10 protein-coding genes are annotated in these 11457 nt (G+C 75.2%); 4 read left to right on the forward strand and 6 right to left on the reverse strand.

Translation table 11 applies throughout. From position 1 onward, the window contains the following. Positions 1 to 70 precede the first annotated feature (70 nt). The 5 genes from moeZ to ACFVYI_RS41690 form a co-directional block, all read right to left on the reverse strand. Positions 71 to 1249 (reverse strand): adenylyltransferase/sulfurtransferase MoeZ, encoded by a 1179-nt coding sequence (moeZ, locus tag ACFVYI_RS41670; RefSeq protein ID WP_387895185.1) that lies wholly within the window; start codon positions 1247 to 1249, stop codon positions 71 to 73. 250 nt (positions 1250 to 1499) lie between these two features. Then, the gene (locus tag ACFVYI_RS41675) at positions 1500 to 2516 is read right to left on the reverse strand and encodes an NAD-dependent epimerase/dehydratase family protein (protein WP_387895188.1); all 1017 of its coding nucleotides are present in this window, start codon (positions 2514 to 2516) and stop codon (positions 1500 to 1502) included. A 199-nt stretch (positions 2517 to 2715) separates the two neighbouring features. Further along, positions 2716 to 3930, reverse strand: a complete 1215-nt coding sequence (locus tag ACFVYI_RS41680) for a hypothetical protein (protein WP_387895190.1) — start codon at positions 3928 to 3930, stop codon at positions 2716 to 2718. Then, positions 3930 to 5537: a DUF3492 domain-containing protein gene (locus ACFVYI_RS41685; RefSeq protein WP_387895191.1), complete on the reverse strand. Its 1608-nt coding sequence runs from the start codon at positions 5535 to 5537 to the stop codon at positions 3930 to 3932. The genes ACFVYI_RS41680 and ACFVYI_RS41685 overlap by 1 nt, the downstream gene beginning before the upstream one ends. A gap of 416 nt (positions 5538 to 5953) precedes the next feature. Beyond that, on the reverse strand, positions 5954 to 6877 hold the full coding sequence (locus ACFVYI_RS41690; protein ID WP_387895193.1) for an alpha/beta fold hydrolase: 924 nt from the start codon (positions 6875 to 6877) through the stop codon (positions 5954 to 5956). A gap of 208 nt (positions 6878 to 7085) precedes the next feature. Here ACFVYI_RS41690 and ACFVYI_RS41695 point away from each other — a divergent pair, with 208 nt between their 5' ends. The 3 genes from ACFVYI_RS41695 (at position 7086) to ACFVYI_RS41705 (ending at position 8557) form a co-directional block, all read left to right on the forward strand. Beyond that, positions 7086 to 7748, forward strand: a complete 663-nt coding sequence (locus ACFVYI_RS41695; RefSeq protein ID WP_387895195.1) for a TetR/AcrR family transcriptional regulator — start codon at positions 7086 to 7088, stop codon at positions 7746 to 7748. A 132-nt stretch (positions 7749 to 7880) separates the two neighbouring features. Beyond that, entirely contained in the window at positions 7881 to 8108 is a 228-nt protein-coding gene (locus ACFVYI_RS41700) for a DUF3107 domain-containing protein (RefSeq protein ID WP_360632871.1), read from the forward strand. A 131-nt stretch (positions 8109 to 8239) separates the two neighbouring features. Beyond that, complete coding sequence (locus tag ACFVYI_RS41705) at positions 8240 to 8557, forward strand: hypothetical protein (protein ID WP_387895196.1); 318 nt, start codon at positions 8240 to 8242, stop codon at positions 8555 to 8557. Between the two features lie 23 nt (positions 8558 to 8580). Here the strand turns inward: ACFVYI_RS41705 and ACFVYI_RS41710 are convergent, their stop codons facing one another. After that, positions 8581 to 9309, reverse strand: coding sequence for a ferritin-like fold-containing protein (locus tag ACFVYI_RS41710; protein ID WP_387895197.1), 729 nt, complete (start codon positions 9307 to 9309; stop codon positions 8581 to 8583). A gap of 716 nt (positions 9310 to 10025) precedes the next feature. Between ACFVYI_RS41710 and ACFVYI_RS41715 the strand changes: the two genes are divergently transcribed. Beyond that, the coding region (locus tag ACFVYI_RS41715; RefSeq protein WP_387895198.1) for a DEAD/DEAH box helicase at positions 10026 to 11457 on the forward strand (1432 nt) is incomplete at its 3' end.

Here is an 11457-nt window from a genome sequence, read left to right on the forward strand (position 1 = left end):
CACTCCCTCCCCGCCGCGGACGTGCGACGGGCCGGCCGGATCGCCCGGGCGGCCCCTTCGCACGCGTCTGCTAGTAGACCGGCTTGTGCGGCTCGACCTGGTTCACCCAGCCGAGCACGCCGCCGCCGAGGTGGACGGCGTTGGCGAAGCCGGCCGACTTCACCACGGCCAGCACCTCGGCCGAGCGGACGCCCGACTTGCAGTGCAGCACGATCTTCTTGTCCTGCGGCAGCGACTCCAGCGCGTTGCCCATCAGGAACTCGTTCTTCGGGATCAGCACCGCGCCGGGGATGTTGACGATCTCGTACTCGCCGGGCTCGCGGACGTCGATCAGGAAGATGTCCTCCTTGTCGTCCTGCCACTGCTTGAGCTGCTTCGAGGTGATCGTCGAACCGGCGGCGGCGGCCTGCGCCTCCTCCGACACGACGCCGCAGAAGGCCTCGTAGTCGATCAGCTCGGTGACCGTCGGGTTCTCGCCGCAGAGCGCGCAGTTCGGGTCCTTGCGGACCTTCACCTGGCGGTAGGTCATCTCCAGGGCGTCGTAGATCATCAGCCGGCCGACCAGCGGCTCGCCGACACCGGCCAGCAGCTTGATCGCCTCGGTGACCTGGATCGAGCCGATGGACGCGCAGAGCACGCCCAGCACGCCGCCCTCGGCGCAGGACGGGACCATGCCCGCCGGCGGGGCCTCCGGGTAGAGGCAGCGGTAGCACGGGCCGTGCTCGGCCCAGAACACGCTGGCCTGGCCGTCGAAGCGGTAGATCGAGCCCCACACGTAGGGCTTGCCGAGCAGCACCGCGGCGTCGTTCACCAGGTAGCGGGTGGCGAAGTTGTCGGTGCCGTCGACGATCAGGTCGTAGCCGGAGAAGATCTCCATCACGTTGTCGTTGTCGAGGCGCTCGTCGTGGAGGATCACGTCCACGTAGGGGTTGATCTCCTTGACCGACTCCCGTGCCGACTCGCCCTTGGAACGGCCGATGTCCGACTGGCCGTGGATGATCTGCCGCTGCAGGTTGGACTCGTCCACCACGTCGAACTCGACGATGCCGAGCGTGCCCACGCCGGCCGCGGCGAGGTACATCAGCGCGGGCGAGCCCAGGCCGCCGGCGCCGACACACAGCACCTTGGCGTTCTTCAGCCGCTTCTGCCCGGCCATGCCCACGTCGGGGATGATCAGGTGGCGGGAGTACCTGCGGACCTCGTCGACGGTGAGCTCGGCGGCCGGCTCGACCAGGGGTGGCAGCGACACGGGGACTCCGATGGTCGTCAGTTCAGGTGGCCAGGGCCAACCTCTTGTGGCTTCTGCTCTGCCACCGAGGTGGCTCTGCTACGCCAACAGTGTCATGCCGCCCCGCTATTCCGAGACAGCTCGTCCGACTGGCGAGACAGCCGACATCGGATGCTGGGACCGCCCGCCGGAGCCGTCCGGCGGGCGGTCGAGGGCGCCGCGGCCCGCCGCACCGGGGCCGTCGCGCACCCGGGCACGGCGGCCACGCGGGTCAGACCCGGCAGGCCGTCTCCAGCCAGACGTCGCCCAGCGACTCCTCCAGCGGCACCTGTGTCCGCCAGCCGAGACGGTCCCGGGCGGTCCGCACGTCCGCCTGACGCCACGGCACCGGCTCGCCCGCCGGGCCCCGCCCCTCGGCCGGCCGCGCCTCCGCGGACCGGTGGCCCGGGTGGTGCGGGGCCCCGTGCCGATCGCGCTCGCCGTGCCGGTCGAGGTGCTCGACCGGCCCGCCGGCCTGCGCGGGCAGCAGGACCGGCCGGTTCTCCTCCACGATCGCCCCCTCGAAGCCCGAGGCCCGGACCAGCAGCTGGGCCGCCTCGCGGGCCCGGACGGCGTGCCCGCTACCGATGTTGATCACCCCGGTGGCCGCCGACACCGCGGCCGCCCGGATCGCCCGGGCGACGTCCCGGACGTCCACGAAATCCCGGTACCCGGACAGGTCCGGCATCCGCACCTGCGACTCCTCGCGCTCCAGCGCCCGGCGCAGCCCCTCCGCGAGCCGGCCGAACAGCGAGGCGGTCGGCGCGCCCGGCCCCACCACGTCGAACACCCGGAGCACCGCCGCGTCCAGCCCGGAGGCCAGCACCAGCTCCGTCCCGGCGAGCTTGGACACCCCGTACGGGCCGACCGGGCGCGGCTCGGCGCCCTCCGACACCGGGACCCCGCCCGGCACCGGCCCGTACTCGGCCGCCGAGCCGACGTGCACCAGCCGGGCCGGCTCCCGGCTGCGCCGGATCGCCTCGCAGACCGTGGCGACGGCCAGCGTGTTCGCCCGGATCAGCGTCCGCGAGCTGCCGTAGGTGGCGCCCGCGCAGTTGATCACCACCTGGGGCGCGACCGCGTCCAGGAACCGGGCGAGCGCGCCCGGACTGCCGGTGGTCAGGTCGAAGCGGATGTCGGCCGAGTCACGCCGGCCGAGCACCGTCACCTGCAACTCCTGGTCCACGAGCAGACGATCGGTGACCCGACGGCCGATAAAGCCGTCGGCGCCCAGCAGCAGCACCCTCATCGGGGGTGTCCTTCCACGAAGCGAGGTCGGGGGTAGGTACGACCTGGCGGACAGATTGAATCCTCCCTCCGCCGAGGCGGAGGGATTCCCGGCTCACGCCGCCCGGTCGCTCGGCGAGCGACCGGGTCCCACGCGATCAACGCCGGCCGGGTTGGCACCGGCCCGGCCGAAACGACGGGGAGATCGAGCGACCGGATGGTCAGCGGTGGGCCTCGGCCCGGCCGAGCACCGGCCAGGCGTACGCCAGCAGCGCGAGCGCGACGGCGCCGCCGCCGAGCAGCCAGGCCGTCGGCGCGGACCGGCCCAGCACGAGCGGCGCCGCGACGGCGGCCGGCCCGGCGAGCGCGCCGAGCCCGGCGGCGCCGGTCCGGCCGGACCGGGCCAGCAGCGCGGGCAGCACCAGCAGCAGCCCCAGCACGCCCTGCGCCGCCCACTGGGCGGGCTCGGCCCGCTCGGCCACCAGGTGCAGCAGGCCGCCGCCGCGGTCCGGTCCGGGGCGGGGCGCCACGGCGGTCAGCACCGCGAGGGCGGCGAAGGTCAGGACCGCCAGGACGGCCAGGTGCAGGGCGACGGCCACCGGCAGGACCGGCCGCATCCGGGCCCGGAACTCGGCGAGGGTGCCCGCCACCCGCAGATGGCCGCGGGCGATGTGCCGGAACCACCGCGCCGCCCACTCGGCCGACCCGGCCGACAGCGCCGCGGCCAGCACCAGCGCGGCCGTCACCCGGCCGTCACCGGCGCCACCGAGGGCCCCGGATCCGGCCCCGGCCAGCGGGAGCAGCAGCAGGGCGGCCACCCCGCACCCGTGGCCGAACACGGCCGGTCGGCGCCACCCGGCGCGGGGCACGGCGCCCGGCCGGTCCCCGGCGGACGGCCCGAGCTCCGACTCCGGCTCCGGCCCGGCCCCGGCCCGGTCCGCGGACGCCCGGAGCGACCGCCCGGCCGCGGCGGTCCGCTCGGGGGCGGACAGCGCCGGCAGCAGCACGAGCGGGACGGCGGCCGGCAGCAGCACCGGCCACCGGCCGGCCGACCCGACGACCGCCGCGACCGGCGGCACCGCCAGGGCCGCCGCCCGGAGCGCCGCACCGCACCGCCCCGACCGGTGCCCGCCCGACCCGTCCGCCGACGCCGGGGGCGGACGGCGCGGGACCCGGGCGTACAGCTCCTCGGCGAGCGAGAACAGATCGGCGTGCCGGCAGCGCGCGGCCGTCTCCTGCCCGCACCCGGCCTCCTCCAGCCCGGCGGCGATCTCCAGCGGATCGACGGCCCGCTCGCAGAGCTCCCGGTGCTCCGCCATCACCTCCCGGACCGGGTCGCCGCAGACCCCGGCCGGGCCGGCGGCCGGAACGCTCCCGGTGACCGCTGCGCCCCCGGTGGCCGCCGCGCTCCCGGCGACCGGCCCGCCGCCGGCCATCAGACCGCCTCCGCGAGGGCGCCGGACCGCTCGGACGCCGCGTCCTCGTCCCCACCGGCCGGCCGCTCCTCGGCGCTCCCGCCGCTGCGGCGGTCGGCCAGCCAGTACTCGGCGGGCCGGGCGAACGGGCGCGGCTGCTCGCCGGCCGTGCCGCCGGCCCCGGCGGCCGGGAAGGCCGGCCACTGGGAGACCAGCTCCAGGTAGATCTCCCGGAACGCGCCGGTCACCGGTTCCACGGCGAAGCGTTCCTGCGCCCGTAGCCGGCCGGCCAGCCCGAGCCGGGCCCGCCGCTCCGCGTCGCGCAGCAGTGCCAGGCAGGCACCCGCCAGCGCCTGCGGGTCGCGCGGCGGGACGAGCAGCCCGGTCGGCCCCACCACCTCCCGGGCCACCCCGACGTCTGTCGAGACCACCGCCCGGCCGCTCAGCATCGCGTCGGCCAGCAGCCGGGGGCTGCGCTGCGAGAGCGCCGAGAAGACGATCACCGTGCCGCTCTCCCAGGCCTCCGCCACCGAGCCCGGCCGACCGGCGAACTCCACCGACCCGGCCACCCCCAGCCGGTCGGCCACCGCCTCGCAGTGCGCCCGGTAGCCCGGGACGGCCTCCTCGCCGTGGATCACCAGCCGGGCCGCCGGCAGCCCGGACCGGACCCGGGCGAAGGCGTGCAGCATCAGCTCGGTGTCCCGGCCCGGCTCCAGCGCGCCCGCCCAGACCAGGGTCGGCGCGGCCGGCTCCGGCCCGGCCGCCGCCCGGGCCACCGCCGGGGTGCCCTCGTGGACCACCCTGGTCCGCGCCGGATCGGCGCCGCAGCGGCGTTGCCACTGCTGGTCGTGGGCGCTGCCGGGGGTCAGTATCGCGGCCTGCCGGTACGTCTCCTCGGTGAGCGCCCGGAAGAACGAGAGCAGCAGCGCGCGGACCGGCCACCGGTACGGCGCCTCGCGGTAGCCGAGGTACTGCTCGCGCAGGTGCAGGCCGTGCTCGGTGACCACGAACGGCACCCCGTGCAGCTGCTTGGCCGCGAGCGCCGGCAGCGCCGCCGGGCCGCCGCCCACCACGTGGCACAGGTCCGCCGCGCCGAGGCCGCCCGGCCCGGTGCCGTACCAGGGCGCGGAGAGCGGACGCAGGCACTGCTCCAGCAGGTCCGCCGCGACCAGTACGTCGCGGACCAGCGGCTGCCCGGCCGAGGTGTCCGCCCCGGGCGAGCGCCAGACGCGCTCCAGCGTCCCCCTGGCGGACGCGGAGGCCAGGAACGCGGGCAGCGCACCGTCCTCGCGGGCGAGCGCCGCCAGCCGGTACAGCCCGGCCCCGAACGAGGCCCGCTCGCCCGGCATCACCAGCGCCCGGACCAGGCCCTCGTACGCCCGGGCGTACTGCCGTCCGCGCAGCGCGCCGGGCGGCCGGCCGGCCGGGCGGCACCCCCACAGCGCCAGTTCGTGCACCCCGAGCCAGCGGCCCCGCGGGCTCTCGGCGACGCCGGAACCTGCCGCGCCGGCCAGCACATACAGCTCGAAGTCGTGCTCGACCAGGCCGTCCACCAGCCGGGCGCACCAGCCGCCGACGCCACGCCGCGGGTGCGGACGGGCACCCTCGGTGATCAGTGCAACGCGCACGGGAGACCTCCAGAGCAGAGCGGATCGACGGATGGCTGGAGCGGCTTGGTCGGCACCCGGGTGCCCCCGCGGCGCGGGAACGGGCCCGGGGCGGAGGAGTCCGGTCGGCCGGCGGCACCGCGGCCCGGACCGGCGGTCGCACCGACCGCCGACCCCCTGCTCGCGGCTGCCCTCCGGCTTCTCCGGTTCCCCGGCGGCCGCCACTCCCCCACACCTGTTCGGTCCGACAGCAGAAAGGTAGGACCGGGCTCCGGCAATCCATCGGTCACATGCCTGGTTGCCACCTGAACGAGTGAACCGGCGTGACCTCTCCCCGGAGCGGGGCGTTACCGCCCGCTCGCGTCCGCGCCCCGCCCGGAGCCGTTCGGGCCCCGCTCGGGCCCCTCTCGAAGCCGCTCACGTCCACCCGGAGCCGCTCAGCCCCGCGCCAGCAGCTCCCGCACCGCCCGGGCCACCTGCTCCGGGTGCTCCATCATCGCCACGTGCCCGGAGTCCGGCAGCACCAGCAGCCGGGCGTCCCCGAACGCCGTGCAGGCCCGCCGCGCCGAGCGGTACGAGACCAGCTTGTCGCGCAGCCCGTACACCAGCAGCGTGGGCGCCTTCACCTGCTCCGCCTGCCGCCAGAGCGCCTGATCGCCCCGCTCGGTGTACGCCGAGACGATCCCGCGCGCCGAGCCGGCGAGCGCGTCCAGCGCGTGCGGCACCCCGATCCGCCGCCGGTACTCGGCCACCGCCTCCGCCCGGGCGTCCGGCGACAGGCCCTGCGGGTCGCCGTAGACCAGCCGCAACAGCCCCTCGGTGGCGTCCTCCGGGCTGCGGCCGTTCGACGGCAGCCGGCGCAGCAGGGCGGGCAGACCGGGCACCGCGAGCAGCCCGGTCGACCAGGCGGTGCGCTGCGGCGGCAGCTCCGGCAGCGCGGGCGAGATCAGCGTGAGGCTGCGCACCAGGTCGGGGCGGAGCGCGGCGAGCCGGACGGAGACGGCGCCGCCGAGCGAGTTGCCGAACAGGTGCACCGGGCCGCGGCCGGTCGCCTCCAGGTAGCCGATCACCGCGCGCACGTGCCCGGAGAGGGAGAGGTCCCCGTCGGCGGGCGGGGCCGAGTGCCCGAAGCCGGGCAGGTCCACGGCCTCGGCGTCGACCAGGCCGGCCAGCTGGTCCATCAGCGCCGTCCAGTTGGCCGCCGAGCCGCCGAGCCCGTGCACGAACAGCCCCGGCTCGCGGCCCCCGGCCGGCCCGCCGTCGGGCCGGTGCACCGCCAGTGCGGCACCGGGGACCTCGACCGTACGGAACCCTGCGGCTTCCCCTGTCACCGGACGTATCTGCTGCTCAGCGCTGCTCATGGTGGACGATGGTAGTGAGCCACCGGTGCGCCGGGGCGGTACCGGCTCTCGTCACACCACTGCCGTCGCCGGTGGTCAGCGCCGTATTGTGGGCTCCTGACAAGGGGGCTCGGTGCTTTTCTCACGCTCGCCAGGCGCGAACGCGGTTACCGAAAAGTAGAATCGGTCATCTTGCCAGCCCCGAACAACCCGTGAAGTGAGGAGCGCCGTGACGGCCATCCAGGAGGCGCAGGAGCGCCCGCGCGGTGCCCGCCTGCCGCGAAGCGCCCGCCGTGAACAACTGCTCGGTGCCGCCCAGGAGGTGTTTGTCGCGCAGGGCTACCACGCGGCCGCCATGGACGACATCGCCGACCGCGCCGGGGTCAGCAAGCCGGTGCTGTACCAGCACTTCCCCGGGAAGCTGGAGCTCTACCTGGCGCTGCTGGACAAGCACTGCGACGCCCTGGTCGAGTCGACCCGCGAGGCGCTCGCCGCGACCACCGACAACAAGCATCGGGTGGCCGCGACGATGGAGGCGTACTTCAACTACGTCTCCAGCGAGTCCGGTGCCTTCCGGCTGGTCTTCGAGTCGGACCTGACCAACGAGCCGGCCGTGCGCGAGCGCGTGGAGCGGGCCTCGGACGCCAGCGCGACCCTGGTCAGCAAGGTCATCCAGGAGGACACCGACCTCCCCGAGGCGGAGTCCAAGCTGCTCGCCGCCGGCGTCTGCGGCCTGGCCCAGATCACCGCCCGCTACTGGCTGTCCCAGGGCCTGGAGATCCCCCGCGACGAAGCCGTCCGGCTGGTCGCCAGCCTGGCCTGGCGCGGTCTGAAGGGTTTCCCGATGCACCCCGTCGCCGAGTCCGGCGAGGCGCAGGCCGCCGACCAGTGATCCGCCGACCTTCGCCTCGGCACTGATCCGGTGCTCTAAGGTGAAGCCGTACGGCGCGATCACCGCGAACGCTTGTCCCAGGCGGTCCGGTGCCCGCGCGTGGCTGGCTGCAACCCCGGAGGGACGGAAGTCGTGGAGGTCAAGATCGGCGTGCAGAACGCGCCGCGCGAGATCGTGATCGAGAGCTCGCAGACTGCCGATGAGGTCGAGAGCGCGATCGCCAAGGCGCTGGAGGGCACCACGAAGCTCTTCTCGCTGACCGACGAGCACGGCCGCCGCGTCATCGTCCCGGCCGAGCGCCTGGCGTACGTGGAGATCGGCGAGCAGGCCGCCCGCAAGGTCGGGTTCGGCACGCTCTGAGCTGCTTCGCGGTGCCCCGTTCCCTCCCCGGGGGAACGGGGCACCGCTGCGTGTACGGCCGGGTGGACCGGGGTACGGCGACAGGTGTGCGGCCGTCCGGAGGCCGCCGCCCGCGTACCGGGGAGGCACCCTTGCTGGTCGAGTCGATCGCCTTCGCCCTCGTCGGCCTGATCGTCGGCGCCGCCGCGCTACTGGCCCTGCCGGCGTACTTCCCGGCCGGCCGGGGGCTGACGCTCGGAACGGCCCTGGTGTCGGCCCTGCTCAGCGGGGTGATCACGCACTTCGCACTGGACGGCCGGTTCCCGGCGGCCAGCATCGGCATCGCGGCGGTCGCCTCGGCCCTGCTCACCTCGGTCCTGGCCCGGCCGGACCTCGCGGCCGGGCGCCAGCCCGCCCACCGGCACCGCCCGCACCGGGCGGGCGCGCACCGCCGGCAGCGGCACGCCTGAGCCGCGCCGCCCGGCGGCGCCCGTCAGGAGGCGAGCCCCAGCGCGGCCATCCGCTTGGTGTGCGCCTCGGTGATCCGGTTGAACATCTTGCCGACCTCGACCAGGTCGAAGCCCTGCACCTGCACGCCGCCGACCAGCAGGTTGGAGAGCGCGTCCCGCTCGGCGACCACCCGCTGGGCCTGGCTCAGCGCCTCGCCCATCAGCCGCCGGCCCCAGAGCGCCAGCCGGCCGCCCGAACGCGGGTCGGCCTCGATGGCCTGCCGCACCTTGTCGACGGCGAACTGCGCGTGCCCGGTGTCCGACATCACGCCGAGGACCAGGTCGCGGGTGTCGTCGTCCAGCCGGACGGCCACCTCGCGGTAGAAGTCGGTCGCGATCGCGTCGCCGACGTAGGCCTTGACCAGACCCTCCAGCCAGTCCGAGGGCGCGGTCATCCGGTGGAACAGCTCCAGCGGCTCGACGAAGGGCTGCATCGCCTCCTGCGGGTCCGCGCCCACCTCGGCGAGCCGGTCGTGCAGCCGCTGGTAGTGCTGGAACTCCGCGGAGGCCATCCGGGCCAGCGCGGCCTTGTCGGCGAGGCCCGGCGCGAGCTTGGCGTCCTCGGCGAGCCGCTCGAAGGCGCTCAGCTCGCCGTACGCGAGGGCGCCGAGCAGGTCCAGCACGGCCGCCCGGTAGCCCGGATCGGCCGAGCAGCTCGCCCAGTCGCCGATCGAGCCGGCCGCGTCGTCCTGCGTCTCACCATGGGTCTCCATGACCTGCCACCTTAGTCCGGCGCGGCCTCCCGCACACGCACGCCGCCGGTCGGACGCCGCTCCCCCGGCAGCGTGCGGGCGGGCCGCCCGGGAGCCCCCGTGCCGGGCCCGCGCGAGCGATGTCAGACGCGTCACGTGTTCGAGTCGTCGCGTGACTGTATGGTGGTAGCGAGGTCCGTAGTGCTCGCACGGTGTCACCGCCGTCTCGGTGCGCCGGGCAAGCCCGCTCCGTAGCGGCACCGTCCGACTGGACGTGTCCGCACCGGGAGCCGGGTACTCACGTACGCGGATGCCCGGTCGGAGAGCCGATCGGCTCCGACCATGGCTTGGACTTCAAGCCTTGGCACCGCATCAGTGGCCGAGCGAGGGCCGCCGCGGACCGCGCCGCCCGGCGCATGGTCCCGCGCAGGTCCCTCACGGGAATCATCCCCGACGCCGCCGGAGACGCGCCCCTTGACCGGGCCGCGCGCACCGGCCGGCCGCAGGGACCGGCGCGGTTGTGCGTCCGCGCAGCTGTTTTCAGGGCCCCCGGCCCGTACGCAGCCGCGCGGCTGCCCGCCGCTCTCTCGCTCTCGGCCCCTCCACACGGAAGAGGCAGCACCCTGTCCACCACCGCTGAACCCATCAAGACCACTTTCCGGGACCTGGGGATCCTCCCGGAGACCGCCGAGGCCCTGGAGGCCGTCGGCATCATCCACCCCTTCCCCATCCAGGAGATGACCCTCCCGGTCGCGCTGACCGGCCACGACGTCATCGGCCAGGCCAAGACCGGCACCGGCAAGACCCTCGGTTTCGGCCTCCCGCTGATCGAGCGCGTCGTCGTCCGGGCCGACATCGACGCCGGCCGGGCCACCGAGGACCAGCTCTCCGACGGCCCGCAGGCACTGATCGTCGTCCCGACCCGCGAGCTGTGCACCCAGGTCACCAACGACCTGCAGACGGCCGGCAAGGTCCGCGACGTCCGCGTGCTCGCGATCTACGGCGGCCGCGCCTACGAGCCGCAGGTCGAGGCGCTCAAGAAGGGCGTCGACATCATCGTCGGCACCCCGGGCCGCCTGCTCGACCTCGCGGGGCAGCGCAAGCTGGACCTGTCGAAGGTCCGCGCGCTGGTCCTCGACGAGGCCGACGAGATGCTCGACCTGGGCTTCCTGCCCGACGTCGAGAAGATCATCACCATGCTGCCGGCCAAGCGGCAGACCCTGCTGTTCTCGGCGACCATGCCGGGCCAGGTCATCAGCCTCGCCCGCCGGTACATGAGCCAGCCGACCCACATCCGCGCCGCCGCGCCGGACGACACCGGCCACACCGTGGCCAACACCACCCAGCACATCTTCCGGGCGCACTCGCTCGACAAGGTGGAGATGGTCTCGCGCATCCTGCAGGCCGACGGCCGCGGCCTGGCGATGATCTTCTGCCGGACCAAGCGCACCGCCGCCGACGTCTCCGACCAGCTCACCCAGCGCGGCTTCGCGGCCGGCGCGGTGCACGGCGACCTCGGCCAGGGCGCCCGCGAGCAGGCGCTGCGGGCCTTCCGCAGCGGCAAGGTCGACGTGCTGGTCTGCACCGACGTCGCGGCCCGCGGCATCGATGTCGAGGGCGTCACCCACGTCATCAACTACCAGTGCCCCGAGGACGAGAAGACCTACCTGCACCGGATCGGCCGCACCGGCCGCGCCGGCGCCTCCGGCACCGCCGTCACGCTGGTCGACTGGGACGACATCCCGCGCTGGCAGCTGATCAACAAGGCGCTGGACCTCAAGTTCAACGAGCCGGAGGAGACCTACTCCACCTCGCCGCACCTGTACGAGCTGCTGAAGATCGCCAAGGGCACCACCGGTGTGCTGCCGCGTTCGGAGCGGACCCGGGCCGGGCTCGGCGCGGAGGAGGTCGAGGACCTCGGCGAGACCGGCGGCCGCGGTGCGCGCTCCGCCCCCGGTCGCGCCCCCCGGGGCGGACGGACCGGCGCCGGCCGCGCCGCCGCGCCCGCCGCCGAGGCGGTCGAGGAGAAGCCGGCCCGCCGCACCCGTGAGCGCCGCCGCACCCGCGGTGGTTCCACGGTCGCGGCCGACGCCGTGCTCGACGCGCCCGCCGAGGCCGTCGCCGCGGTCGACGCCCCGGCGGCTCCGGCCGTCGAGGGCGCCGAGGGCG

This window comes from Kitasatospora sp. NPDC058218, from assembly GCF_042882445.1.
Taxonomy (GTDB): Bacteria; Actinomycetota; Actinomycetes; order Streptomycetales; family Streptomycetaceae; genus Kitasatospora.